25 protein-coding genes and 1 pseudogene are annotated in these 25533 nt (G+C 38.3%); 5 read left to right on the top strand and 21 right to left on the bottom strand.

The annotated features are described in order from the left end of the window. Positions 1 to 39 precede the first annotated feature (39 nt). From AC1HJP_RS04870 to ggt, 5 genes are all read right to left on the bottom strand, one after another. Positions 40 to 693, bottom strand: coding sequence for a sulfotransferase (locus tag AC1HJP_RS04870; RefSeq protein ID WP_480360666.1), 654 nt, complete (start codon positions 691 to 693; stop codon positions 40 to 42). Positions 694 to 928: 235 nt separating this feature from the next. Next, positions 929 to 1633 (bottom strand): SIMPL domain-containing protein, encoded by a 705-nt coding sequence (locus tag AC1HJP_RS04865; RefSeq protein ID WP_480360665.1) that lies wholly within the window; start codon positions 1631 to 1633, stop codon positions 929 to 931. A gap of 90 nt (positions 1634 to 1723) precedes the next feature. Continuing rightward, positions 1724 to 2536: an ABC transporter substrate-binding protein gene (locus tag AC1HJP_RS04860; protein WP_480360664.1), complete on the bottom strand. Its 813-nt coding sequence runs from the start codon at positions 2534 to 2536 to the stop codon at positions 1724 to 1726. 105 nt (positions 2537 to 2641) lie between these two features. Then, a complete protein-coding gene (locus tag AC1HJP_RS04855) occupies positions 2642 to 4336 on the bottom strand; it encodes an NAD-dependent malic enzyme (protein ID WP_480360663.1) in 1695 nt (564 codons plus the stop codon). A gap of 166 nt (positions 4337 to 4502) precedes the next feature. Next, the gene (gene ggt / locus AC1HJP_RS04850) at positions 4503 to 6260 is read right to left on the bottom strand and encodes a gamma-glutamyltransferase (protein WP_480360662.1); all 1758 of its coding nucleotides are present in this window, start codon (positions 6258 to 6260) and stop codon (positions 4503 to 4505) included. An 87-nt stretch (positions 6261 to 6347) separates the two neighbouring features. On the opposite strand from ggt, the gene rrtA reads away from it, so the two are divergent. Continuing rightward, entirely contained in the window at positions 6348 to 6944 is a 597-nt protein-coding gene (gene rrtA / locus AC1HJP_RS04845; protein WP_480361083.1) for a rhombosortase, read from the top strand. 54 nt (positions 6945 to 6998) lie between these two features. Here rrtA and AC1HJP_RS04840 read toward each other — a convergent pair whose 3' ends face one another. From AC1HJP_RS04840 to AC1HJP_RS04830, 3 genes are all read right to left on the bottom strand, one after another. Then, on the bottom strand, positions 6999 to 7829 hold the full coding sequence (locus AC1HJP_RS04840; RefSeq protein WP_480360661.1) for an alpha/beta hydrolase: 831 nt from the start codon (positions 7827 to 7829) through the stop codon (positions 6999 to 7001). A 137-nt stretch (positions 7830 to 7966) separates the two neighbouring features. Further along, entirely contained in the window at positions 7967 to 9868 is a 1902-nt protein-coding gene (locus AC1HJP_RS04835) for a S9 family peptidase (RefSeq protein WP_480360660.1), read from the bottom strand. Between the two features lie 178 nt (positions 9869 to 10046). Beyond that, positions 10047 to 11231: a serine hydrolase domain-containing protein gene (locus AC1HJP_RS04830; RefSeq protein ID WP_480360659.1), complete on the bottom strand. Its 1185-nt coding sequence runs from the start codon at positions 11229 to 11231 to the stop codon at positions 10047 to 10049. 199 nt (positions 11232 to 11430) lie between these two features. Here AC1HJP_RS04830 and AC1HJP_RS04825 point away from each other — a divergent pair, with 199 nt between their 5' ends. Then, a complete protein-coding gene (locus AC1HJP_RS04825; RefSeq protein ID WP_480360658.1) occupies positions 11431 to 13545 on the top strand; it encodes a winged helix-turn-helix domain-containing protein in 2115 nt (704 codons plus the stop codon). A 44-nt stretch (positions 13546 to 13589) separates the two neighbouring features. Here the strand turns inward: AC1HJP_RS04825 and AC1HJP_RS04820 are convergent, their stop codons facing one another. From AC1HJP_RS04820 to AC1HJP_RS04805, 4 genes are all read right to left on the bottom strand, one after another. Further along, entirely contained in the window at positions 13590 to 13880 is a 291-nt protein-coding gene (locus AC1HJP_RS04820) for a YciI family protein (RefSeq protein ID WP_480360657.1), read from the bottom strand. 41 nt (positions 13881 to 13921) lie between these two features. Beyond that, positions 13922 to 14104 carry a ribosome alternative rescue factor ArfA gene (gene arfA, locus AC1HJP_RS04815; protein ID WP_058029774.1) on the bottom strand — a complete coding sequence of 61 codons (183 nt, stop codon included), beginning with the start codon at positions 14102 to 14104 and terminating at the stop codon, positions 13922 to 13924. A gap of 83 nt (positions 14105 to 14187) precedes the next feature. Next, the gene (locus AC1HJP_RS04810) at positions 14188 to 14553 is read right to left on the bottom strand and encodes a DUF7674 family protein (protein ID WP_480360655.1); all 366 of its coding nucleotides are present in this window, start codon (positions 14551 to 14553) and stop codon (positions 14188 to 14190) included. 22 nt (positions 14554 to 14575) lie between these two features. Then, positions 14576 to 14953 carry a hypothetical protein gene (locus tag AC1HJP_RS04805; RefSeq protein ID WP_480360652.1) on the bottom strand — a complete coding sequence of 126 codons (378 nt, stop codon included), beginning with the start codon at positions 14951 to 14953 and terminating at the stop codon, positions 14576 to 14578. Positions 14954 to 15311: 358 nt separating this feature from the next. Between AC1HJP_RS04805 and AC1HJP_RS04800 the strand changes: the two genes are divergently transcribed. Continuing rightward, entirely contained in the window at positions 15312 to 16280 is a 969-nt protein-coding gene (locus AC1HJP_RS04800; RefSeq protein ID WP_480360650.1) for a dihydrodipicolinate synthase family protein, read from the top strand. Positions 16281 to 16372: 92 nt separating this feature from the next. On the opposite strand, the gene AC1HJP_RS04795 is transcribed toward AC1HJP_RS04800, so the two are convergent. The 3 genes from AC1HJP_RS04795 to AC1HJP_RS04785 form a co-directional block, all read right to left on the bottom strand. After that, positions 16373 to 16732 carry a VOC family protein gene (locus tag AC1HJP_RS04795; protein WP_480360648.1) on the bottom strand — a complete coding sequence of 120 codons (360 nt, stop codon included), beginning with the start codon at positions 16730 to 16732 and terminating at the stop codon, positions 16373 to 16375. 144 nt (positions 16733 to 16876) lie between these two features. Next, on the bottom strand, positions 16877 to 17188 hold the full coding sequence (locus AC1HJP_RS04790) for a hypothetical protein (protein WP_480360647.1): 312 nt from the start codon (positions 17186 to 17188) through the stop codon (positions 16877 to 16879). Between the two features lie 930 nt (positions 17189 to 18118). Further along, the gene (locus AC1HJP_RS04785; RefSeq protein ID WP_480360645.1) at positions 18119 to 18952 is read right to left on the bottom strand and encodes an SDR family NAD(P)-dependent oxidoreductase; all 834 of its coding nucleotides are present in this window, start codon (positions 18950 to 18952) and stop codon (positions 18119 to 18121) included. Between the two features lie 104 nt (positions 18953 to 19056). Here AC1HJP_RS04785 and AC1HJP_RS04780 point away from each other — a divergent pair. Beyond that, positions 19057 to 19859, top strand: a pseudogene (locus AC1HJP_RS04780) (IS110 family RNA-guided transposase); the annotation flags it as partial. A gap of 62 nt (positions 19860 to 19921) precedes the next feature. Here the strand turns inward: AC1HJP_RS04780 and AC1HJP_RS04775 are convergent. Together AC1HJP_RS04775 and AC1HJP_RS04770 are read right to left on the bottom strand one after the other, a co-directional pair. Beyond that, a complete protein-coding gene (locus tag AC1HJP_RS04775; RefSeq protein ID WP_480360643.1) occupies positions 19922 to 20311 on the bottom strand; it encodes a DUF6678 family protein in 390 nt (129 codons plus the stop codon). Positions 20312 to 20421: 110 nt separating this feature from the next. Beyond that, positions 20422 to 20751 (bottom strand): hypothetical protein, encoded by a 330-nt coding sequence (locus tag AC1HJP_RS04770; protein WP_480360642.1) that lies wholly within the window; start codon positions 20749 to 20751, stop codon positions 20422 to 20424. Positions 20752 to 20878: 127 nt separating this feature from the next. Here AC1HJP_RS04770 and AC1HJP_RS04765 point away from each other — a divergent pair, with 127 nt between their 5' ends. Then, positions 20879 to 22033, top strand: a complete 1155-nt coding sequence (locus AC1HJP_RS04765; RefSeq protein WP_480360641.1) for an IS110 family RNA-guided transposase — start codon at positions 20879 to 20881, stop codon at positions 22031 to 22033. 751 nt (positions 22034 to 22784) lie between these two features. Here AC1HJP_RS04765 and AC1HJP_RS04760 read toward each other — a convergent pair. From AC1HJP_RS04760 to AC1HJP_RS04745, 4 genes are all read right to left on the bottom strand, one after another. Then, positions 22785 to 23123, bottom strand: a complete 339-nt coding sequence (locus tag AC1HJP_RS04760) for a DUF6678 family protein (RefSeq protein ID WP_480360640.1) — start codon at positions 23121 to 23123, stop codon at positions 22785 to 22787. A gap of 128 nt (positions 23124 to 23251) precedes the next feature. Further along, positions 23252 to 23521 (bottom strand): hypothetical protein, encoded by a 270-nt coding sequence (locus AC1HJP_RS04755; protein ID WP_480360639.1) that lies wholly within the window; start codon positions 23519 to 23521, stop codon positions 23252 to 23254. A 492-nt stretch (positions 23522 to 24013) separates the two neighbouring features. Beyond that, the gene (locus tag AC1HJP_RS04750; protein WP_480360638.1) at positions 24014 to 24547 is read right to left on the bottom strand and encodes a hypothetical protein; all 534 of its coding nucleotides are present in this window, start codon (positions 24545 to 24547) and stop codon (positions 24014 to 24016) included. A 117-nt stretch (positions 24548 to 24664) separates the two neighbouring features. Beyond that, the gene (locus AC1HJP_RS04745; protein ID WP_480360637.1) at positions 24665 to 24838 is read right to left on the bottom strand and encodes a hypothetical protein; all 174 of its coding nucleotides are present in this window, start codon (positions 24836 to 24838) and stop codon (positions 24665 to 24667) included. Between the last annotated feature and the right edge of the window lie 695 nt (positions 24839 to 25533).

Genomic DNA, 25533 nt, shown 5'->3' with positions numbered 1-25533 from the left:
ATATAAACTGCGGGTATTCTAGCGTAGGAGATACACGAATTAAACCGATTGCATAAATGTGAGTAAATCGGCGTCTTTATCTACTTTTCCCATACGTGTAGAGCTTATTTTAAGTGGGTGCTTTAAGTCATTCCAAGCCGTAACTTTACCATTCACGTTGAGCTTAGGCATGTCTGTAATTTCTGTAGAACTAGTATCGACTTCTAAAAAGTCACACAGTTTTGCAAAACTACGAGGCTGGCTAACATTCAAAAAAACATGCTGCGCTTGAGTGTCCTCAAAAAACGCAATGGCTTTGGCTTTATGTGTTTCGTAACACTTAGTCAGAAATTCGAAGTTATCAAGATGCTCGGCATCTAATCCTGAAAAGGAGTTTAAGAAACAGCGCTTAATGGTGTCATTAAAGCCCCCTTTATCTGAGAACAGGTTACCTGACATGCGCGTTAATAATTTAGAGATAGACGGTAGCCACACTGCTAAGTCTCTTTCTAAATAAATGAATTTAGCATCAGGATATTTTTGATACAGCAACGCATAATCATTAAATATGGGCGTGTCGGCAATGACTTGCGCGTTATCAAATGACTCTATTGTATAAGCTGTATGTGCCGTCGTTAAACCAAGTTCAATGCATGCGGCACAAAGACTTGTCGTGCCAGTTCTCGGTAAACCAATAATAAAGATTTTACTCATAATGCGCCCTACAATAGTAAGGGCGCATTATAACGAAAAATTTATACCAATCCTCTTAATTAAGCGAGCTATTTTGAGTCGAGAAAAACTTGTCGATAGCACCGCTAACGCGTCCTGCTCTCGCTGAGGTACCTACATCCATGTAGGCAAGTCGGAATTTTGCTATTTAGTTGTTCTAAATAAAAAATTTTCAACGACGCTAGCGTCACTTTTAGTCCCTCAAAAAGATTGAGTATTATTGCTTAATTAAATAAGTGACGAAAACTTCTGAAGAAATAACAATATCAGAGACATTATACGCTTGCTTATGTGCTCGACCTGATTCAATCATTGATTGTCTTGCATACGGTGTAGGCATAGATGGCGCATGTGCAAAATTTACAGAGTAAACACGGTCTAAACTAGCATCGAACGCTTTAGCAAGCTCTCTAGCCTCAGATTTTGCATCTTTGATGGCCAATTTTTTAAGTTTATCTTGTACTTCATCAGCCTTTGAATATGAAAACTGTGTATAGCCAATTTCATTGACGCCGGCCTCTACAAGCTGTTGTAAAAATTGCGCATATTTATCGACGTCTTTCAGCTTTATCTCAACATTACGTGTTACCTGAAAAGTAGTAAACTCTTGCTGCTGCGTGCCTCGATTGTATTCATGTTGGCGATAAATATTAAGTTGCGATGCATCAATATTATTTTTACTGACATTAAAAGTATTGGCGACTTTAATAACTCGTGCGATCACACTATCAACTTCATCTTTTGCTTTGTTGATGTTTTTATCGGAGTGAGAAATTGCAACACTTAAAACAACTTGATCTGGCTGTACAAGCTGTTCAGCGTACCCTGTTACGCTTAAATGTGGACTGGTTGGCTCTGCATAAGCGTAGTTAAAACTTGAAGATAAAAGTAAAGACGATACGGCTAGTAATTTTTTAAACATACCTGCTCCATTTATAGGTATTAAGCCAATATAAGCGAAAAAACGCCTAATTTGACCAAAGATGCGCTATTAAAGTAAAAACTTGATTAATTATGGCTGAATAGAAAAGGCAATTTTTAAAGAGTCGGTAATAAAGTCACGCTCATGAGGTGAAAATAAGTCTCTATGCGCTTCAATTATTAACTCTTGAACCTCAGATTCGGCCATTTTTTTATTAAATAAATTAATCGCTTGTTTTCCTTGCGGTGTTTTTGCACAAGCAATATAACCAAATACACTCGGCGCTTGATCAATTATGCGATGAAAACTAATTTTATTTTCGCCGATCACCTCTGCATACTCACTTATTATGACTGACGTATATTCAATAATGCCGTCAAAGCGACCTTGCATGAGCATTTTACGTATACGCTTCGCGCTTTCTTCTCCTTCATTCACAAAAAATAGCTGTGGATGGGACTTAATAAAATCATCAATGTTTTTTCCGTAACTTCGGCCTTTCGTTATGGCAATCTTAAAATCTGTTTTGACTAAATCATTTAAAGCAACATCAGCGGAGAACCCTTTTTTATCTCTTAAAACTAATCTATTCGCAGGAAATGCCGTAAGCGGTCTGGCTGAGAAATAAGCTAAGGCTTCACGTTTTGGGTTTTTAACTTTGTTATACAAACACGTATTTGGATACATACTCAACGTTCGCCACTCGCGAATCCGACTTGCGGGCATAAAGTCTATTTCTAACTGCGGATATAGTCTTTTTGAAATATCAATTAATAAACGAGTAACCATATCGGCACTGCTGTTAAGACTCGGTACATAATCCGAAGCGATATTCACTTTTAATGGCGCACCATAAAGTCCGATACTGAATAGTCCTAACAAGAACACTAGCGCATACTTCATCAACTTGCCTCACCACATAGTTAAAATAAGTATAGAAGCTTGGTGAAATTAGACACAAAAAAAGCCAGCAAAGTTGCTGGCTCTTTTTACATTACAAGTTATGCATTAAATACTACAACGCTTGTAATTACGGTACTCAGGGTACCAGTAGTTTTTATCGATTGCTTTAAGGATTGCTTCATCAGACATTTCTAATGCGACACCTTCTTCCATCGCTTTCTTCGCAACAGCAAAGGCAATCTTTTTACTTAACGGTTCGATCTCCACCAGCGCAGGTAATAGACTGCCTTTACCTGTGTTTGCACGAGGTGAAGCTTCAGCAAGCATTTCACTTGATACCATCAGCATTGCATCAGTGATACGTTTAGCTTTAGCTGCAATGACGCCTAAACCGATACCTGGAAAAATATAACTATTGTTACACTGAGGAATAATGAACTTTTCGCCGTTATATTCCACTTCACCAAATGGGCTACCAGTTGCAACAATAGCTTGGCCATTCGTCCACTCAATCACATCTTTTGGATGTGCTTCAACTTGGCGTGATGGATTACTTAATGGGAAGATAATTGGCTGCTCACAACCTGCATGCATCGCTTTAACCACTTGCTCAGTGAACAGGCCTGGTTGACCAGAAACACCAATTAAAATGTCTGGTTTTGCACAGTGCATTACATCCAGTAAAGACGCAAAATCACCGCTATACTGCCAATCAGTTAAGGCATCTTTTTGTTGCACAAGCGCTGCTTGGAAATCACGTAACCCGTCCATCCCCTCAGTAAGTAGACCGAATCTGTCAACCATGTACACTTGGCTACGCGCTTGCTCATCAGAAATGCCTTCAGACACCATTTGACTGATGATCTGCTCAGCAATACCACAACCCGCAGAGCCTGCACCTACAAACACCACTTTTTGGTCGCTAAGTTTTACGTCTTTAACACGGCAAGCAGCAAGTAAAGAGCCTACAGTAACCGCCGCAGTGCCTTGAATGTCATCATTAAAGCTACAAATCGTATCTTTATAACGCTTAAGTAAAGGCATGGCATTTGGTTGAGCAAAATCTTCAAATTGAAGAAGTACGTTTGGCCAACGACGTTTAACCGCTTTAATGAATAGGTCTAAGAACTCGTCATATTGCTCTTGGTTAATACGCTTATGACGTGCGCCCATATACATAGGGTCGGCAAGTAGCTTTTCATTATTAGTACCCACGTCAAGCATAACAGGTAGCGTGTAAGCAGGGCTAATACCGCCACAAACGGTATAAAGAGCTAGTTTACCGATAGGAATACCCATACCACCGATACCTTGGTCACCTAAACCAAGAATACGTTCGCCATCGGTAACAACAATCACTTTTACCTTGCCTTTTGTGGCGTTACGTAAAATGTCATCGATATTGTGACGTTCTTCATATGAAATAAATAGACCACGAGAGCTGCGATAAATATCAGAGAATTTTTCACATGCATCACCTACCGTAGGCGTATAAATGATAGGCATCATTTCTTCTAAATGATCACGGACTAAACGGTAGTAAAGAGTTTCATTGTTATCTTGAATTGCGCGCAGATAAATGTGTTTATTTAAGTTATCTCTGAATGAAGAGTACTGCTGATAACATCGCTCTACTTGCTCTTCAATGGTTTCGAAACGCGGTGGCAATAACCCATTTAAGTTAAAGTTCTCACGCTCTGATTGACTAAATGCACTGCCCTTGTTTAATAAAGGCGTTTCTAACAGGTTAGGACCTGAGTATGGAATGTATAGATAATTTGGATCGGTTTGTTTAGTCATATTTACTTGTAATGATACGTCTGGCTAATTTTATTATTACTTAGCTGTGAATAGGCAAGAAAGCAAAAAATTGCTTATAAATAAAAAAGGCGCTTTAACACAACTAGATAATTAAAGAGCCTTGCAGTATATCTTAAAAATATCACTAAACCTACGGGTTTAGCCGTCATTCACCGAGCACAATGCCCTCTCGTCGAGGATCTGCGCCACCTACGAGCTGACCTCCGACCAGTTCAATACCATGTAAACCTGAATTCAAATCTCGAATAAAAACTTTATGTCCTAAACTTTCAAAATAGGCTTGGTGCTTTTCAAGCTCAGTGCCTTTTTCTAAAGTCGTTACTTTGTTGCGGTTAGTTATCTTTGGAAGATTGATAGCAGACTGAATATCTAACTGCCAATCTAGTACGCCAATGACTGTTTGCGCAACATAGTTAATAATACGACTTCCCCCCGGAGAGCCGACGACTAAACGTAGACTGCCATCTTTGTTGAACACCATAACAGGCGACATAGAGCTACGTGGACGTTTATTGGCTTCAACGCGATTAGCGCGCAATTGGCCACTCTTCCTCGGAGAAAGCGCAAAGTCGGTTAGCTGGTTATTTAACAAATAGCCGTCAACCATAACCGTCGAACCGAAAGCCATTTCGATAGAGCTAGTCATAGACACCGCATTTCCCGCTTGGTCAACAATTGAAACATGGGTAGTTGAAGGAAGCTCATAGCTGTTATCAGCGGCATAACTTAATGTTCCGTTTAGCGGTTTACCAACAGGCACTTTATGATTATCTGTGTCTGAAATCAGCTTTGCACGTTCAGCTAGATATTCATCATCAAGTAATGCATCAGTAGGCACAGTGACAAAGTCAGGATCAGCCACATAATAATTTCTGTCTGCAAATGCCAAACGTGAAGCTTGGGTGAATAAGTGCAATGCTTTAGGGTCATTAGGCTGATATTGGCTTAACTTTTTACCTTCAAGTAATTTCAAAATTTGTAGTACAGCAACGCCACCACTACTCGGTGGTGCCATAGAGCACACTTTATGAGCATGATAAGACGTACAGATAGCGTCTCGATGTTTACTTTGGTATTTTTCTAGGTCTGATAAAGACAATAACCCAGGTGCAATTTCAGAGTTTTGCACTGCATCAACCATATTTTTTGCATGTTGGCCTGTGTAAAAAGCAGAAATACCCTGCTCAGATATATTCTTATATAACGTAGCCAATTTAGGGTTTTTACGAATACTGCCCACAGCTAAAGGTTGATCATCTGGGTAGAAGTACGCTTGCGCTTCAGGCAAGCGGGTAAGGCCCGGATTAAACTTTTTAGACAACAACATATTCAATCGTGGTGAAACTACAAACCCTTGCTCTGCTAATTGAATTGCAGGCTCAAATAAGTCGGCCCAAGCCAATTTGCCATGTTCTTTGTGTGCTTTATCAAAAGCATGCAGAATACCGGGTACACCCACCGAGCGACCACCTACAACGGCCTTAATCCAAGGGGCTGCTTTGCCATTTTCGTCTAAGAATAAACCTGAGGTTGCTTTAGCTGGCGCTGTTTCTCGGCCATCTAACGTTGTTAGTGCATTTTCGCTTTTATCGAAATGCAAAATAAAAGTACCGCCACCAATACCTGAAGATTGAGGTTCAACCAAGGTTAAAACCAACTGCGTGGCAATTGCCGCATCAATTGCACTGCCGCCTTTGTCGAGCATCAATTTACCCGCTTTAACAGCGTAAGGATTTGCAGCCGCAATCATATAATTATCGGAGATGTGCTTTTGCTTTTTTGTAAAACCAGTGGCTGCTTCAGGCTCTCTTACTTCTTGTTTTGGTGAGATTTGACTAGAGCAGGCACTTAATAAAGCCAGTGAACAAAGCGATAACGCGAAAGGCAGAGATTTGAATGTCATAGTTGTTGTCATTAATTTTCAAGTTCTGGTTTGCATGATAAGAGTAAACGGGCAAAATATGCAAAAAATAAAAAAGAATTTTGATTGATGATCCAATTGCCACTAGATAAAAAATACATACTGCCTCCCATACTGCTTTCATTATTAAGCTTTACCTTAATGATCCTAAATACCAATGACTTACTAGAGTTTCATCGAGATAAAATCGCAACAGGTGAAATCTGGCGGATCTTAACTGGCCAATTTGTACACGCGAACCCAACACATTTACTACTTAACATTGTAGGTATTGGTTTCATATGGCTGTTACACGCTGAACATAGAACACAAGGCCAATATTATATACATACCGCTTTTTTAGCTTTATGGACTGGACTAGGCATTTGGCTATTTGTACCTGATATAAAAATCTATACTGGCCTAAGTGGTCTGTTACATGGCGTTATTGTTTGGGGTGCACTTAAAGATATTCAGGTCGGTATGCGCTCTGGCATATTATTATTTATAGGAATTTGGGGAAAACTCGCTTGGGAGCAGTATTCTGGACCAAGCGCTGAAGTAGGCACACTCATCCAATCGCGTGTCGCCATAGAAGCACACTTAATTGGCGCCATCGGCGGACTGGTTATGGGTTTTGGGTTAATTAAAGAAAAATTATTAGAAAACTCAGAAAAGAAAGACTAAATAAATATTAAAAAGGCCATACAGTGATATGGCCATTTTAAATGAATAGACTCACTAATCGATAAGTAAAGCTCTCATCGCGTCATCCATTGCGTGTTTGACTACTGGGATATGATCAACATCATAGTCTAGTTTTACGATTTCGAGCTCTTTAAATTGCTCATATTCCAGCATCTCTTGAAACCAATCTACATATCGGCCATTACTTACTTTGCCTCTAGCTGCAATCAAAATGGCTTTGCTTTTTAAACGACTGTCGAGCACGCCTCTATCTGAAACAAGTAAAGGGGTAATTTCTGTATGCGCCCAAAAGCTACCATCAAACGAGACATGCGCGCTAAAAAACGGATCTTGTGGGTCATCCATTAACATGGCCAAACCTGCAAACAAACCGGTATAAGAGTGCCCGACTATGCTACGTTTAGATTGATTTATTGGATAATTTGGCTCCAATTTTGGCGCCAACTCATTAACAATGAAATTAAAGTAATCTTGGGCTAACGGCCATTGAGAGTAATCCTCACGGTGCTTGTAGCTAGCATCGACAAAGTTTTCAATGCCAACAATAATCGCTTCAATTTCTAGTTCATCCAAACTATCGGCCACTTTACTAAAATGCCACTCTGCGTCTAAAACATATAAAACAGGGTACGTTCTATTGGCACTTATGTTTTTTGGTAAATATAGCTGAATTGGATAAGTAACACCTGTAAATGAAGAAGAAACAGGCTCAAGAATTGAACGCTCCCCAGCTTGGAAAGGCTGAAATGTCTGAGCACTTGGGTTTTCTGAACCGTCAGAACCAGAGCCTCCACACCCAGCAAGAATCAATAAAGAAAAGCATAAAATCAGCTTATACAATGTTTTGAACGAGTAAGAAAGCAAATCAAAAACCTTATAAGTTTTAAAAGATTAAATTAGCAAAAAGTCACTTAGTGCGCGAATGCATAAATAAGAAAGTTGAATGAAAAACGCCAGAGATTAGAGCTCTGGCGTTTTGGTAAATCACTAAAGCAAAATTGTTATAGTGTTTCTTCTAACCACTTGAAGAATTCACGCTGCCATACAATGCCGTTTTGCGGTGTGAGCACCCAATGATTTTCTTCTGGGAATAATAAAAAGCGACTCTTTAAGCCACGTAACTTAGCAGCTTGGAATGCCGCAATACCTTGCTCAAGTGGCACACGGTAGTCTTTTGCTCCATGAATAACAAACATGGGCGCATCCCACTTATCAATGTGATTGATTGGGTTAAATTGACCGTATGCTTTGTTTGTAGATGCGTTATTTTCCCAATAAGCACCGCCAAGCTCGTTATTGACGAAGAACAGCTCTTCAGTTGTACCGTACATGCTACGTAAGTCGAAAATACCACAGTGTGCAATAAAGGTTTTGAATCGGCCTTCATGGTTGCCTGCTAAATAAAACGCAGAGTAACCGCCGTAACTCGCGCCTACAGCACCAATTCGAGACTTATCAACGTAAGACTCTTTCGCAACATCATCAATCGCTGCAAGGTAATCTTCCATTACCTGACCGCCCCAATCGTTACTGATGTCTCTGTTCCATTGTTCACCATGACCTGGCATACCACGGCGGTTAGGTGCAACAACGATATAGCCCTGAGAAGCCATTACTTGGAAGTTCCAACGGAAAGAATAGAACTGTGAAAGTGCAGACTGTGGACCACCTTGTAAATAAAGAAGTGTTGGATACTTTTTCTTCTTATCAAAGTTAGGCGGGTAAATCACCCAAGTCAGCATGTCTTGGCCATCTGTTGTTTTAACCATACGCTTTTCAACGTTTGGTAAATCAAGACCCGCATAGAAAGCGTCGTTCTCTTTGGTGAGAGCTGTTAGTTTTTTGCTGCGAAGGTCAAAACGATAAATTTCACGTGCCGCATTCATGCTATTACGGGTAACAACTAATTTGTCTTTTAACACAGCAACAATGCCATTTACGTCAAACTGACCTTTAGTTAGTTGTTTAATTTTTGGTTGCGCTTTTGTTTTTGTATTCACAGCAACTTGGAAAAGTTGAACTGTGCCATCGATAGGCGCAATAAAGTAAATGCTTTTACCATCATGACTCCACTTAAAACTATTTACTGTGCCATCCCAGTGCTCAGTTAAGTTAAGCTCACGATTTTTAACTTTAACGATAATATCGTTTTTATCTGCTTCGTTACCTGCTTCATCCATCTGAAGCCAAGCTAAGTGGCCTTTTACAGAGAATGCAGGGTATTTGTCGTAACCTAAGTTACTTTCAGTGATATTGGTCGTCTTTTTACTTTTCAAGTTATAACGATAGATATCAGTATTGGTGCTTTTTACATACTCGGTGCCAGTAAGCTTTTTACTTACATAGTAAATGTTTTCACCCTTTGGGCCCCAAGTATAATCAGCGGCACCACCAAACGGCGATGTTGGGCTATCAAACGGCATGCCCTTCATGATATCGACTTTTTCTTCTGTCTTAAGGTCTTGGTAGAACACATGCTTATACTTACCGTCTTTCCAAGTATCCCAATGACGGTAATTTAAATCGTCGAACACATACGCATTGGCTTTGCCTAATTCTTTGTAACGTTCTGTCGCAAGTACATCTTCAAGCTGAACTTTTTTGTGGAAAAGTTTTTTCGTGCCATCAGGTGAAAGGCTTTTGTCGATCACAACACCTTGGTAGTTTTCTAATAGTTGTGCATCGCCACCATTTAAAGAAACCTGATAAACTTTGCTATCGAAGTTGTTGTTTTTAACGCTTGGTGTCGTAACTTTATAAATGACGTGGGTTTTGTCTTTATTAAGGCCTAAGGCACTGACTCTTTTTAGTTCCCACAACTTTTCTGGTGTCATCACCTCATTGGCAAAAGCACCAACACTAAAAGCCAGTCCTAAGCTGACTGATACAATCGTTCGCATCATCGCGAATGTCCTCCAAAAATAACTCGTTGTAAGAGTACATAATTAGAGGACCTGTGAATAGTAGATGAGATAATATAATGATTATCTTAAATTGATTTGTTTAAAACTGACTCTAGCCGAGTACGATTGCAGTTTTGAAGTATGAGGAGTTTTAGATAGCACCTCATACTTAATTAGATTATAAGAATGCCGGTAAAACCGTGTTCAAAGCAGCATCAAGAATTTTATCTTCTCCGTCGTGCCCCTTTATTACAACAACCAAATCAAGGTCTTTTACTGAAATAACGTATTGACCACCACCGCCCCATGCAAAGTTAGCTTTAAATTGTTTATCATCTATCGCAATGTCCTTCTGATAAATAAAATAGCCATACATGAAGGTTTCGGGGATCCAAGTATCAAGCGGGTCAACAATGGCTGAAGTCGCCTTATCTAAATACGCTTTAGAAACAAGTTGCTTACCTTGCCACTGGCCATCATTGAGTAATAAACTCCCCCACTTTAACATATCTCGTGATGTGAGTTTGGCACCATATCCGCCAGTGGGTAACCCACTGATAGATTTTCTCCATTGATAATTTTTAATGCCTAACTTATCTAGCAACTCGGCTTTAATAAATTGTTCTGCACCGCCAGGCACAACAGCATCAATGACTTGCATTACCAGCACATCATTTAAATTTCCATATGCATAGGCTTGTGACTCATCTGTAATGGCTTGAGAATTTTCAAAAATCGCTTGTATATGTTTTTTGCCTTTCAGATTATCAGGCTGATTTTCAAGTTCTTTAATCGTTTCTTGATCTATTTTAATCCCACCTCGCATAGTCAGTGCTTTATGAAGCGTTATTTTTTCAACACCAGACACAAATTTGCTCGGATTTAAATCATCGAAAAAGCTCATTAGTGGCTTATGTAAATCGTCTAGTGCTAAATGCCCCTTTTGAATTGCGATACCAACGATAAGACTGGTAAGCGCTTTTGTCGCAGAGGCTTGTCCTGTTGGTAAATCTACTCTTGAACGGCGGTAATAAGATTCATAAATCAATCTATCTTTATGGCTGATTAACAAACTGTCATACAAACCATACTTTCCTGACTGAATGTCTTTTGATAATTGAATAATTTCACTTTTATTTTTGGTAATTTTAGAAAGCTCACCTACTTCTATCCCATCCATTCTTTCTTCGGGACGAGTACTAATATAAGCACTTTCTAAGTATGGTAAATCCCAAAATGACATGGTTTGTTCATTTTTAGATGCAAGCGGTAGTTTTTTAGTAAACTCATGCGATACCGCATTACTCGATAAAATGCTCATAGAAACAATTAGTGTAATGCTTAATTTTGTTTTAAGACTCATACAGCCTCCTTTTAGTCAGTCGTACAACAAACCTACTAAAAACATTTAAAAACACATGAGCTGACAATGATTTTCTACTGACGTTTACCTGATAATTTTTAAAAGTAAATATATCAGCTAGTTAGAGAATTGCGTTTTGAAAGGCCCAAAGGTACTCTATTCTTAAATAACTCAATTATAATTGGCATTTCGAGCTGGCATGGCAGAGCAATATAAAATTGGCGAATTCATTATCGACCTTTCGCGCAATCAAATTACACAAGACACTAAACCACAAATCATTCCGCCAAAAGCCCTCGCCGTTCTTACTTATTTAGCCAAACATCAAGGCAAAGTGATTAGTCAGGACGAGTTATTAGATAACGTTTGGAAAGGCACTGTTGTCTCACCTAATACATTACAACGCAGTATTGCCCAGCTCAGAAAAGCATTAGGGGATGATGGTAAAGAGCAAACCTATATTAAAACCCATGCAAAACAAGGTTACAGCTTAGAGCAAAACGTACATTGGCTCACCAAAGAAGAACAAACAATACACTTCCAAAAGCAAGATCCTGAAGACGTATTTATAGGCCGTGATAAAAAAATAGCTCAAAGCGATAGCTCTACAAAAAATTCTAATAATCCGCTGTTAAACAAACCATTTTTCTTATTTGCATTCATATTATTGAGCCTTGTACTGATAAGTAGTTATTACTTAACAGCACAACCATCAAAACCCTTTTCCATAGGGCAAATACGAGCCCTCACCGCAACAGACGGCAAAGAATTAGCCAGTATTTATTCGCCAGATGGAAAATACATTATTTTTCATCGTTACTCAGAAGAAGAATGTATTAACGATATTTGGGCGAAAAACCTAGAAACACAACAAGAACACAAGCTCAGCAAAAATATGGATATTTATGGGCAGCATCGCTTCTCAAAAGACGGAAAGAAAATCATTGTTATCCGAACCGTTGACTGTACTGAACCTGTTATGCAGAAAAAATGCTATCAACTTATGAGTCTAGATTTCGAAAAAGCCTTAAACGCACCGCAGGAAATGGATTTAATCCTAGAGTGCAAAAACTCCGAGATTAGACGCCCCTATTGGATGAACAATGGCAATATCGCGCTAATGCAAAGACACACTGAGCGTTGGCAACTGGTGAGTTTTGAAAGTAATCAGAGTCAAACCAATGTGATCCATGATGGCTTTGTTTATCACTACGACTACTCGTCAAAACAAAATTTATTGGCCGTCACGAATATTAAGGAAGATAGTCAGTACTATATAGATATCATCAAACCTAACGGTGAGCTGATTTCTAGCCACCCTATTCATTTACCTCCAGAAATTAGAGGTTATCGTTTTATTCGCCCTAACTTTTCACCAATTGAAAATACATTAATTTTTAGTACAGGAAGACAATTGTTCTCAATGACATTTGATGGCGAAATACAGAATATTAGTATTCCAGTTGACAAGCCTTTCTCAAGTCCAATGTTTCACCCTGATGGTAATAGAGGCCTGGTTATAAAAGGGGTATATGATAGCGATATCATTTCGGTCGATTTAAACGATGGTTCATCCCGTGTTATTTCAAGGTCAAATACAGCTGAAAATAATGCAGTGTATCAACCAAACGGCAGTTATATTGCCTTTGAGTCAGCGCGCTCAGGTGAGGCACAAGTTTGGGTAACAAATCAAAGAACGACTACGCAACTGAGTCAGTTACCAACAGACAGCTATGTCACTGGTATGAAATGGTCGAGCGATGATAAAAATATATTAATGAACGCAAATAGCACGTTATTTAATATTTCTTTAGATAAAGTACAAACACCAATAAAGACAAGCTTACCCATACTTGCATTATTACACTGGGACGATAATAAAAACTCGGCATTGGTATTTGCTCAGTTCAATGGAGTGAAAAAACTGGCTCAAGTAGATTTAATTTCAGGCGAAGTGCAAAAGCTGACAGACAAGCGTGTCAACTGGGCAACAAAAACGGATACCGGTGCGATTGTACTCACCGATCATATGGATAAGTTTTGGATTTCAAGCTCAATGGAGTATCAACCTATTCCCGCACTTAATATACAAGGCGGTGATAACAAACGTTTCCTTATCCGCGATAATAAGATTTACGGCATAAACAACCTAAATCAAGTTTGGTGTTATGACATACAAACTAAAGACTTTGAGACTATTACGACACTTACAAAGAACACCGACAATATTACAGATATAAAGAACAACAAACTGTTAGTGACAAAAAGGCAAGTTGCCAACAAAGAAGTGGTAGAGCTACTACTAGTTAAATAAGTACCTAAAACTAAAGTGCTTAAGCTACTTATTTTAAAATCGGATTAATCTTGGAGAAGAAACGCCAATGGCTGCGCAGCCATGGTTGGTAAAATTTCTGTAATTTCATAATGCGCAAGAGCTTCAATAAAGAATGGGTCTTGCGCAATTACCTCATCTAACAGCTTTCTATCTTTAATTGTAGAAATGATCACACCACCTGTTCTTGGGTTCTTGCGGCCTGACAAAATAAAGTTACCGTTGGCATAGTGCTTCTCTAGAAACGTTTTATGCTCTGGAATGTATTTATCAATGACGCTAAGCGGTGCACAGTAACTCAAAGACACAATAAACATAGAATATCCTTATCTATAGAACAAAAACCTTATCTTAAAGCTTAGGCTGCCTTAAGGTAAGGCTCTCGGCCTTTATGTTTATTGCTACGTTGATAACTGCCCTTACCTTTTTTAGGCTTTTCGACTTTACTCTTAAACAATACGCTCGTCACAAGCGCCTTAATCGCATTATCTTTTATCTCACCACGATGGTGGTCGTGTTGATATTTTTTATTTTTACTCATCAATTCCTCTTTTAAAAATGAGTTAATCTCGAATTGGCTATCGTATATAAAAAACCTATAAAAACAATCAATATTTAATCAATTTAAAGTTTTTTATTTGGTGCGCCACCATGAAAGTTTATGTACAGCTGCTGTAAATTTTTAGGAACCAATGGCCAGCCAAAATTAATGGCTTCAGGAGTACAAGAAAAAAACAAGTGCTCAACATAATAAACATCTATGTACTCGGCTTCTATGCTGGATGCAGACTCAAACTTTTTACTCATGTAATTTAGATATGCGATGGCTTTATCGATATTGCCTGAGTTAAAGGCTTGGTTTGTTAACTCTGAAAAAGCTTCAAATCGAGAGGTATAAGCCCACTTTTCATGCTGCTCCATTAACGGAACAGCTTCAGGAAAATGTTTACCAATATCTTTTAAAAAGCGCCGTATCTCAACTTTTGACATGGGATCTTTCTAATAATTAAGACTAGATTACCCCCATAAAGCCCAATAACCCGACGGATAGCAAGAGTAACCACTGCGGTAACTTTATGAATGTACGCGTCTTAAAAAAGTACCATCCAACCAAAATAAACACGACAGAAAAAAAGACAAAGCTTGCAGAAAGTAAAATCACAAGGTTCTGAAATTCAACAAAATTAAACCAGCCAATAAAGCATAATGCTGCAGCAGAAATAAAAAGCATTACAGATACCATATGCCAGCAGCCTAACAAGGTTGCTTTTGGTATATCGGGTAAGTCAGATTTAAGAAAAGGCCTGACCGGATCAATCTGACCGGCAATTATATGAACCAATGCTGTTAGGAGCGCCAAAATACCTGCTGAAAAAATTAATGTATTCATCTTTTTTCCTTAAAGAATTAATTACAACCCAACCTAAAGTCTAAAATAAAAGTGGATTGTATGAGTCTAAATTTAATGGCTGTATAGAATGCTATCTTTGAACAATGTACCTAATAATGGACATTTAGAAAAGTTTTCTTTCCAAAACACACAAAAACAACAAGCGCTAACTTGCTGCTTTTATTTATATACTTTTAATTAGACTCGCACGTTAAACATACTCTAAGTGTGTTCTCTGCTCTAAAAAATGAAGTCGATAAACTCATACTTTTCTGATTGCAATTTAGGTGCTACAATCAAATTGTATATTTTATACGATCTTATTTATGATACGTTTTTTATTCTTTAAGGTATTACGATGGAAACAAACAGTACAGATTGGCGTTATACGGTTATGCCAGCCGTTTTTACATGGCTAAAAGAGTCTGAGTCTGGCGCTTTAGAAATAGATCTAGCAGCAACACAAAAGTATGCTGCAGATATTTTAAGAGTTGAAGGTAAAGCAGGAACCAGAATGGGCGGCCTAGTTGGCTCTGGCACACTTGGCGAAAATAGCTATTTAACCAATGAACAACGCTTATCTTTACTTGCTTCTCTTTCAGAAGTAGCCACAGAATTTAATGTACCTTTAATTAGTGGTGCAGCGGCAGAAACAAAAGAAGAATTAGCCGAAATCGTAAAAGAGCTAGCAAAAGTTGGCGTTGACACTGTCATGGTTATGCCGCCAAAAACCGAAGCTACACCATCAGATGATGAAATGTATGACTATTACGCGTTATCAGCGTCTGCAGCTAAAGAAGCTGGCGTAACGATCATGCCATATAATAATCCAGATGCCGCAGGCTACCATGCTTTGTCAACTTCATTATTAATGAGACTTGCAGCTTTACCAGAGGTAACAGCACTTAAAATTTCAACCACTGATGTATCAGTCATTGAAACATTAATGCTAGAAAACAAAGAATTAAAAGTACTTGCTGGTGTCGATACTGTTACCGTACACGCAGGTCTTGCTGGTGCATGCGGTGGTATTACTGGTGTTGGTTGTATCTTCCCTAAAGCAAGCGTTACGATGCAAGAGTATGTAAATAAAGGGGAATGGGCAGAAGCGAACAAAATTTCCCAAGCAATGAACTCTATTTCATACCTTGACGCACAGCCATTACTTTTAGAGTACTTAAAGTTTGCGTTTGGTGTTCACCATAATGACGCTGAAGGCGGCTTACGCACACTTGGAAAGAAACTGACTCAAGAACAAATTGAAGATGTTAGAGCAAGATACTTGCTGGCTAAAGAAAGACTTGAATTGCTAGGTTTAGCTGAGTAAAGCTCATAGAATTATATAAAAAGCTCTATTTTGGAGCTTTTTATATAGTATAAGAATACCTCAAGGTAACCACATTTTTATATCAATCATAGTTATACATGCAGCTGAAATAACTCATGCACAATACCTGATGGATCTTTAAAAGCAGAATATCTTCCCCAACGATTTTCATTCGGCGAGTCATGAACAAATTGAACACCAACAGACTTCATCTCTTTAATTCGACTGTCTAAGTCTTCAACAGTAAATAATAAAGTAGAATTTGCATTATAGCCATGTGCGTATTCAGTCGCTTTATTTGTGCCTTCAAACATAATGATTTCATGAGCCCCTGATTTCAATTTAATACAGTCATCGTATTGCTCTAGTAATTTAAGCCCTAAGATCTCAATGTAAAAATGAAGTGACTCTGCAATATTCTTAACAACTAAAAGTGTTAAAGGACTGTTCATAGCTCACCTTAAGTTTGATTAAAAAATAAATAGCAACTTTAATGCTTTGTTTTACTCAGAATTGAGGTTTATGTGCGAAAAAATATATAAAGACTCATAATAACCACTTAGTAATGAAACACTAGGGTAAACGAATCAAGTTTTTCAGAATATATATTTAGTTATCAAACCCAAAACACTCAAGGATAAGCCACTTATTAGTAAGAAGTTTAGTGTGCTAGCTTTTAATAATATAGGTTTCGGTGTTTCTGATAAAGCAGACTTTAAAGGCAAAGAAAAGAGCTTAGGGTTCAACCCTGCGCTAAATATTGTAATCGCAGCGCCCATTGCTATAGCTAAGTCACTTGTTGAGCTATTACTAATAAAAAAACCTATAAAACCAGCATAAAAGAAAATAAAGCTGATACAACAACACAAAATTAAAACTAGCTTTTCCTTAAATAGTAAGTTCCCCACTCTACTCTCCTTAATAAACAATATGTATTGAACCAAATTCTTCTTAAGAATTTTCATATTATTGCTTAGTTATCGAGACTATTGCCAACCTGACAAGATAATCGCTGTATACATTGCTAGGCACTTGTGCCTTGTTTAAGATGTTGTACTCAAATTACAGCAATCCATCATGAATAACATTCAAACACTTGTTATCGATTTAGCAAAATTTATTCTCCCTTGTTGAAATGAATGCTCATGGAAAGGTTGTTCTCAGAAAAACATTGTCACGTAAAAAACTACTCGCCTTTATTACAAAACTAAATCCTTACTTCATAGCTATGAAGCCTGCTCTAGTGATCATTATTGAGCGCGAGAGTTTATGCTTCAGGGTAACCAAGTCGCGATTACTGCTGCTAAGTTTATTGAAACTTTTCGTAGCGGCAGAAGAAATGATAATAACGATGCCTAAGCAATTTGTGAAGCCGCTATGTGTTCTAACATCTGGCATGTACCTGTAAAAAACTTTAGAACAACAATCTGTTTTCACACTACATAGAATTCGACAAGCCTTAGTCAAAAAGTATACTTCTATTATTTTTCATTTCGAGGTTTACTGAATGAGCTTGGTAATATCATTCCAAAAGGTCGTTAGAGTTTACATACTACATTGGTGATATTTTAGATGACGCTGATAATAAACTACCCCACCTCGCTCAAGAGATGACAAGTAATCTATGGCAGCGTATTAAACAAGCAAATGAACGAAGAATATAGAGCACTTTCAGATCTTCTTATTGTGGATGACACCTATTGCTTGAAAAAGAAGAATCGATGAAGCTAGCTTAACGGGTTAAAATTGTGGGCCAATGTCGAGCGAAGTTATTAGCCCTGAGTTTTAATTCCATGTTCATTTGTTTGCTAGCCGCATCTATGACCTAATCCAAAAGCTTATTCATACCTGAAAGAAGTTAGCCTCGCACTTTCAGTCCACAGCCAATTTGACATTGAATTATCCACGGCTAATTTACTAACTTTTTTGAGCTCACAGTCTCTAAAGTATCCTCCCGTAAAATTTGATTTATCGGTTAGAAATACGCCTGTCTCAGCACCTTTGTCAGGAGTACGAGCAAACAATCTCTTAAATAAAGGGAAAAGACTCCTTAAATATTTAGGAAAGGCTTGAGATAGCATCGGAGTATCGACAATTCCAGGATCAAAACAATTAACTGAAATGTTGCTATCGCGAAGTAAAAAAGCGAGTTTTTTCGTAAAAAGGACCGTATAGAGTTTACTGTTACAATATGCCTGCTCAGCATCAAAGTTATGTCTTAATTCAATATCATGTAATTCTACTTTTGCATCTTTATGCCTAAAGGATGAAGTATTAATTATGCTGGCACTCTCAGACCTTTTAAGTAGGGGCAAAAGCTTTCCAGTTAAGACATATGGAGCTAAATGGTTTACAGCTAACGTTAATTCAATATCATCTTTGGACATTGTAATATCATCACTAGACCACACTCCCGCATTATTTATAAGGTAATCTACTGAGGCTACTTTCTTTTTAATCTCATCAACGGCATTACCAATAGACACGAAAGAATCTAATTCACACTGGATAAAGCTAACTTTATTTTTTAGAGGCTTAATTCTAGTTAATTTATCGAATCTCGCTTTATCTCTTCCTAGAACAAAAAAACGGCATTTTTTTGTTTTATCCAAAAGATAAAGCCAATTTACTCCAAACCCTGAAGTAGCTCCTGTAATAACAATGTTTTCCATAAAACCTCCAGACTTTAAAATGCCTATAACGAATGATATGGACTCCCCGACCACTTCGCCACAATGTGCCATAGTGGTATTTGAACAAAACGAAGAGAGTCCATGTGTCTTTAATTAAAGTTGTCATTGATCTAACCAGATATGTTTTTAGTATCCATGGGGTTGATGAACATGGCAAGTGCAAATTACGTAAAACTACCAAACGAAACAACCTCTTAGCTGAAATTGCTAAATTACCACCCTGATTAATTGGTATTGATGCATGCTCAAGTGCACATTACTGGGCTAGAGCGTTTACAAAATTCGGTCACACAGTGAGTATCATGGCTTCTTAATTTGTCATTCCTTATCTCAAAAATGAAAAGAATGACCCCAATGATACTGAAGCCATTTGTGAAGCTTTGGCTCGACCCAAAACACGCTTTGTCTCCATCAAAAGTGAACAACAACAAACTGTGTTATGCTTGCATCGTATTCCTCAAGGGTTAATTTAGGGCCGTACTGGGAGTATCAATCGTTTACTTGCTGAGTTTGGTATCGTTATGCCTCAAGGTCGCTATCCAGCACAAAATACCATTTCCAGTATTTTAGAGAACGCTGAAAATGGTTTACCCCAGCTTGCTCGTGAACTATTAACCGATGTTTGGCTCAGCATACAAGGGCTTAATCAAGAAATATTAAAATACGACCGACAACTCTATGCTCTTTCTAAACAAATGCCTGCTGCAAAATTACTAATGAGTATTCAAGGTATTGGCGAAGTCAATGCAACCGCTGTTGTTACTACTGTAAACGATGTAAAGAACTTTAATTCTAGCCGCCAATTTGCTGCATGGATTGGCTTATTGTCACGACAATACACAACGGGTGGGAAATCTATTTACGTCGTATCAGTAAACGTGGTCAATAGAGGGCTAAAATCGAGCGAAGCGAAGAGTCCGCTGCTTTTAATCCCTATTTAATTGCTTGTTATACGAATTTTGGTGATTTCCCTGTTTCGTGGTAACCCCACACTCTAAAACATTCACCCTCTATTGAATAAGGGATACTGTGTTTTTTTAGCAAAGTTTCAATATAAGTGTGCAATGAAATTTGCTTATCAGCAACAAGAGAGCCTACTCTGATTTGTTGGATTGGGTTTATATCAACCCATTCAAATGCTGTGCAGTTTTTAATACCAAATTCCCAATCCATTAAAGAAAAACCAGTAGCTTGATCTTCGAAAAGAAATTTAACACTAACTGTTGGTTCTTTTTCAGGATTAGAGTCCATTTCAGAAGCCAACTCATACCATTTAGTGTTGTTCATAATTGAAACCAAATTTCTTTTTTCAATTATCGATAGGATTGATTTATGCATACCTGCTCAATTCGTATAACGCCTCGCTTAACCGGCGCAAAATAGCAGGCTAAAATTAGCGACGAAGGAGCGCAAGCCTGCTGTTTTGCGTCCTTTGGTTAAAGCGTTTGTTATGTTTCGAGCTCAGCAAGCCGTTTTTTCATTTCGTCTAATTTTACGTACTGCTTTGCATACTCTGAGACAGCAAGAGCTTTTTTAGTGGTTATGGACAATTGTAAGAACACTAATCCTAAACCAGATACAAAACCAATAACCCACGTAAAAGCATCCAGCTTTAAAGTTAGCAATATTGCAAAGGGAATAGCTAAACAAAATAACCCCAAAACCATTAGCACTTTAGATTGCTTACTAGCAGTTTCAAGTTCGGCATTCATTCCTTGAATCGATTGTTTCAGCGCCCATATTTCTTGTGCATTTTCAGGCACAGGTTTGTTATTCAACTCAGTTCTCCATTAGAAACATAGACATAATGACTCCCACAACGGTGCTAGCCTCCGCATTTTCGTGGGTTAGCTTAAAGCCAGAGCCATAATTAGTTTGTCAAATAACTAAATAGCAGAGGCTAGCATGACTAAACATAACATACTTTTCATTGGCTTAGATACTCATAAAGAATTCTTTGAAGTTGCCTATATTGAAGACAATCGCGGCGCTCAACCCATTTATTTCGGTCGCATTTCTTCTGCTAAAGTCGCTATTAAAAAACTTATCAGGCAATTCGAATCTAAATACCCTAATGCAACTCTGCATTTCGTTTATGAAGCTGGCCCCTGTGGTTACTGGATTTACCGCTTAATTACGTCTTTGGGACATTGTTGTTACGTGGTTGCACCTTCGCTTATTCCTAAAAAACCTGGCGAGCGTGTAAAAACCGACAAGCGTGATGTTCTAAAGCTTGCAAAACTTCTCAAATCTGAAGACTTAACCCCTATTTATGTACCTGAGCCAGAAGATGAAGCCATTCGAGATTTATCTCGCGCCAGAGAGGTTTCCATGAAAGACTTAAAAGATGCAAAGTACCAGCTAAAAGCACTACTCCTTCGCAACAACATCAGCTATGCAGGCACTGCAAACTGGTCTCTCAAAAACTTACGATGGCTCACCGAACTGGTATTGCCACACCCTGCACAACAAATCGTTTTACAAGAGTTTATTCAAACTATAAATGAGCGAATGGCTAGATTAGAGCGACTCGACAATGAACTCTCTCACCATGTTTATCAATGGCGATACTATCCCGTTGTTAAAGCCATTCAGGCTATGCGAGGTGTTCGTTTACTTGTAGCCACCGGCGTTGTCGCTGAGCTTGGCGATTTAACCCGCTTCGACCATCCCCGTAAATTAATGAGTTATCTGGGTCTTGTACCCAGTGAACACTCGAGTGGTGGCAAACGCCATATTGGCGCCATCACAAAATGCGGAAATGGCCGTGCTAGGAGATTATTAGTCGAAGGTGCTCATAGTTACCGTCATGCTGCCAACATATCGACCGAGTTACAAAAACGACAAGAAGGCTTACCAAAACAGATTGTTGATATCGCATGGAAAGCACAACTAAGACTGTGTAAACGTTATAAAAAGCTCATTAACAAAGGTAAGCATTACAACTTAGTTGTCACCGCCATTGCTCGTGAAATAATTGCGTATATCTGGGCTATCGCAAAACAAATTGTACTCTCTCCGATAAATCCTAAATTAAGATTATCTAGAGTACCGGCTTAATATGAACGAATTAGAGTTAATGCATTGGGTCAAGCATCGGGTGTGGCACAACCACCGACGGCGTTAGGATGGCAATGCAGCTAACGCTGCATTGAACCACGAACATAGACTGAAAACAGGTGCCACGTCGAGTTAAGTAAGGTCTGCTCTGCTCATGAAAATGAGTAACCAACGAATACCAGCATGAAAACCGACGACATTACTTGCTTCATCCTATGTATTAACTCGCTCTAATTCGAGTTGAAATAATTATGGCTTAAAAAGTTAGGCAAGGATCAGTGTGTTTAACTTGACAGTGGGAGTCATACCAACGCCGTTGTAACCGGCAAAAAATTGTTGGCTAAAATGTGAAGCGAAGCGTAACAGCCAACAGTTTTTTGTCCGCGTTGACGACTTTGTTATGCGTTGACACTCAAATTTAGAAGCGCTTGCGCCTGCACTAATAAGCCAAAATTAAAACTTAAAAACACTCACCTAACCAAAAATTGCAAAGAAGCGATTGACTGGTGAATGACCTTTCTGGTCACAACTTAAATTGAAAAAAGAAAAGCCAAGACCTACTTAAAGATTGATTGCACCACTGTACCTAAAAGCTGATTTGAAGGAAAGGCTTGAAGTAAAAACCGCATTAAAGACAGCGATTTAAAGTGACGCATAACGCCTCGCTTAACCGGCGCAAAATAGCAGGCTAAAATTAGCGACGAAGGAGCGCAAGCCTGCTGTTTTGCGTCCTTTCTGGTTAAAGCGTTTGTTAGTTGTTTTTATTACAGTAAATTAAGATGGTATCACCTCGGTTTTCAAACGGAACATTTTGAGAAAGTAAGAGTTTAATAAACTCGGCTTCACACGAAACGACCTTAGGTGGTACTAACCTACCAATACTTTTGAGGTATTGCGGGCGAACACAAAACCACTCAATACTTGAGTAAGGATGCAAACAATCAGCTGACCAATCTCCCAAATAGCTTACATTTTCAGAGAATGTTAAAGGAAATGGAACCTCGCCAAATTTTTTATACTGAAATGGAGGTGAAAATGGCAACTCAGTGTTAATTAAGCTGACTAAAGCCTCTATTTGATTCGCATCCATACTTTCAACTTACTCCAGACTTTCAAAACAACTAACGCCGCAAATAAACGGCAAAAATTAGTTGGCTAAAATTTGTGAGGTACGAACAAAGCCAACTGTTTTTTGTCCGCACTTTTTGATTTGCTTTGTTATGTATCTATTTCACGAAGCCAATCTTTAAACCAACTAAATGGTAAATTAACTGAATCCAAATTTATATTTTGTAATTCATCAACTTTATAAGTGTTAACTAGGTAAAGATCCCATTGAGTTTCGACATCAGCTAAAGTACTCAAGATATCTTCTATTTCTTTTGGTGCGTCAATGTCATGATACTTATTCCAGAACTTCTCACTCCACTCAGCTATTTGCTTATGAGAGTACGTTAATTGATTTTCATCGGCACCGTAATTCAACAAAGAAATAAAATTCTCTTTTGTGAAATCTAAATTTATAGGTTTACTCAATTCCATAGAGATACATAACGCTTGCCGTAAACGGCACAAAATAGCAGGCTAAAATTGGCGACGAAGGAGCACAAGCCTGCTGTTTTGTGTCCTTGGTTTAACGGCCTTGTTAGTTACGATACCTTTTGAGCATCTGATTTTATTGTAGAAACAAAACCGAAAAGACAAATTATGCTTACTAAACTTAAACAAATAATAGATAACTGATTTAGTTGTAAGTTACCAAAAATAAATAAGTCGCTTACTAGAAGTGCTGTACTTGACATGAAGCCAGCTAGAAAACCTGATTTGTGCTTTTTAAGATTCACCTTATCTCCTTACTGGATGAATTCCATTAGTAACTAACGCCGCAAATAAACGGCAAAAATTAGTTGGCTAAAATTTGTGAGGCACGAACAAAGCCAACTGGTTTTTGTCCGCACTTTTAATTTGCTTTGTTAGGCATCAAAATGCCAATACCTTTGAAAAGCTATATAACAATTTTCCATTAAGGCACTTATGATTACTTGATACAAATTGAGCTGTCCACCCCTTTGCACCACTTGAGCCAATTTTAGATTCAATTAGCTGGTTATATAACTGTTCTAAGTTTAATTCTTGAAACGAAGATAGTGCTTCCTCCAATTCAGCCTGACTCCCTGATGCGGGTATATTTACGTTGGCGTTGTAAACTGCATCTATACTCTTAGGTTTGTAAGCATCAAACTTTGCAACAAGCTCAGGGTTGCTTCTCATAAACGCATCCAATTCTTCTTTTTCATTTGAATCCAAATGATAAACAAATGCCGAATCACAGCTTTCTGTTGAAAAGGAGCGCTTATAAGAGTCGTTTACAAAGCGTGAAGAGAAAATGACAATTCTAGGTTTGTTAGTTTGACTTTGAATATCAAAATCATTGAGTTCTAGAATTCGGTGAACTCTCCATATTCCTGAACCATAGCTTCTGACCCAATCTCCGATCTTAATGTTATCGTCCATACTTTCCTTGATGCCTAACACTAAGCTAAGGGGCAAAAGCACAATGCGATAATGGCGAAGCCGCATTGTGTTTTTGTCCCAGCGACCCGCGCAGCGGGTTGCGAATTGAGCGTTTTGTTAGTTGCCATAAGCTTGAAACGCCATTGATGACGCACTCTTTGAACCCTCGATAATTGAGGAGTACCAAGGATCTAGTTTTTGGCTACTGTGATATGCCTGAACTATTTTACGTGCATGCTGTTCTATCGTTAGCTCACCGATTGCAGGGGTATTTGCGATTTCATTTGCCATGTCTAACCCCTCATATTCATTTTTAAGAGCTTCCCTATACTCATCGTAAGTCATTTGAAATTGAGAAGACAGTTCTGGCTCTAACCTACACATCTCGTCCGCTTTAATTAATTCGCCAACTATTGCTGATGGGTCTGGTTTTCCAAAGGATTGGAGTTTTTTCAAGATTTTCTTAAGCATGATTTCCCTGTGGCAACTAACGCCGCAAATAAACGGCAAAAATTAGTTGGCTAAAATTTGTGAGGTACGAACAAAGCCAACTGGTTTTTGTCCGCCCTTTTTAATTTGCCTTGTTAGGTATACAAATGCCTTACTAATGCAAATAAAGCTAATAATATAAGTACCATAAACAGTAGTTGGTGGACTAAATAAAAGCTCTTTAGGGCTTTTAAACGAACACTTGAAAAATACGCCTGTTTATAAACAAACCCGAAGACAAGCACCACTGAAAACATAGCCAAGATAAGAGCCAAAGCAATCAGTTTGGTAACAAATGGGTTTAGCAAATTTAAAAAGCTGGAGCCTGCCAATGCAATAAACATAGTGAGAATTGCAGTCTCAAAAAAGGCTTTAAATTTTACTTTTGAGTTTTCCAATTGCACAAATTCTCGATGTATACCTAACGCTTAGCTAACAGGCAAAATTGAATAAGCTAAAATCGAGCGAAGCGACGAGCTTATTTAATTTTGTCCTAG

It is taken from the genome of Pseudoalteromonas sp. NFXS53 (genome assembly GCF_056629255.1).
The sequence above is the reverse complement of the archived record's forward strand: the minus strand, read 5'-3'. Positions and strand labels throughout refer to the sequence as shown.

Excerpts from the sequence above, each read along its gene's own strand:
- AC1HJP_RS04830 (WP_480360659.1), bottom strand. The coding sequence starts at position 11,231 with ATGAGTCTTAAAACAAAATTAAGCATTACACTAATTGTTTCTATGAGC.
- AC1HJP_RS04810 (WP_480360655.1), bottom strand. The coding sequence starts at position 14,553 with ATGTCAAAAGTTGAGATACGGCGCTTTTTAAAAGATATTGGTAAACAT.
- AC1HJP_RS04865 (WP_480360665.1), bottom strand. The coding sequence starts at position 1,633 with ATGTTTAAAAAATTACTAGCCGTATCGTCTTTACTTTTATCTTCAAGT.
- AC1HJP_RS04870 (WP_480360666.1), bottom strand. The coding sequence starts at position 693 with ATGAGTAAAATCTTTATTATTGGTTTACCGAGAACTGGCACGACAAGT.
- AC1HJP_RS04820 (WP_480360657.1), bottom strand. The coding sequence starts at position 13,880 with ATGTTTATTGTGTCTTTGAGTTACTGTGCACCGCTTAGCGTCATTGAT.
- AC1HJP_RS04795 (WP_480360648.1), bottom strand. The coding sequence starts at position 16,732 with ATGAACAGTCCTTTAACACTTTTAGTTGTTAAGAATATTGCAGAGTCA.
- AC1HJP_RS04765 (WP_480360641.1), top strand. The coding sequence starts at position 20,879 with ATGACTAAACATAACATACTTTTCATTGGCTTAGATACTCATAAAGAA.
- arfA (WP_058029774.1), bottom strand. The coding sequence starts at position 14,104 with ATGAGTAAAAATAAAAAATATCAACACGACCACCATCGTGGTGAGATA.
- AC1HJP_RS04775 (WP_480360643.1), bottom strand. The coding sequence starts at position 20,311 with ATGCATAAATCAATCCTATCGATAATTGAAAAAAGAAATTTGGTTTCA.
- AC1HJP_RS04805 (WP_480360652.1), bottom strand. The coding sequence starts at position 14,953 with ATGAATACATTAATTTTTTCAGCAGGTATTTTGGCGCTCCTAACAGCA.
- AC1HJP_RS04835 (WP_480360660.1), bottom strand. The coding sequence starts at position 9,868 with ATGATGCGAACGATTGTATCAGTCAGCTTAGGACTGGCTTTTAGTGTT.
- AC1HJP_RS04800 (WP_480360650.1), top strand. The coding sequence starts at position 15,312 with ATGGAAACAAACAGTACAGATTGGCGTTATACGGTTATGCCAGCCGTT.
- AC1HJP_RS04825 (WP_480360658.1), top strand. The coding sequence starts at position 11,431 with ATGGCAGAGCAATATAAAATTGGCGAATTCATTATCGACCTTTCGCGC.
- AC1HJP_RS04785 (WP_480360645.1), bottom strand. The coding sequence starts at position 18,952 with ATGGAAAACATTGTTATTACAGGAGCTACTTCAGGGTTTGGAGTAAAT.
- AC1HJP_RS04860 (WP_480360664.1), bottom strand. The coding sequence starts at position 2,536 with ATGAAGTATGCGCTAGTGTTCTTGTTAGGACTATTCAGTATCGGACTT.
- AC1HJP_RS04760 (WP_480360640.1), bottom strand. The coding sequence starts at position 23,123 with ATGGATGCGAATCAAATAGAGGCTTTAGTCAGCTTAATTAACACTGAG.
- AC1HJP_RS04745 (WP_480360637.1), bottom strand. The coding sequence starts at position 24,838 with ATGGCAAATGAAATCGCAAATACCCCTGCAATCGGTGAGCTAACGATA.
- AC1HJP_RS04750 (WP_480360638.1), bottom strand. The coding sequence starts at position 24,547 with ATGGACGATAACATTAAGATCGGAGATTGGGTCAGAAGCTATGGTTCA.
- ggt (WP_480360662.1), bottom strand. The coding sequence starts at position 6,260 with ATGACATTCAAATCTCTGCCTTTCGCGTTATCGCTTTGTTCACTGGCT.
- AC1HJP_RS04855 (WP_480360663.1), bottom strand. The coding sequence starts at position 4,336 with ATGACTAAACAAACCGATCCAAATTATCTATACATTCCATACTCAGGT.
- rrtA (WP_480361083.1), top strand. The coding sequence starts at position 6,348 with ATGATCCAATTGCCACTAGATAAAAAATACATACTGCCTCCCATACTG.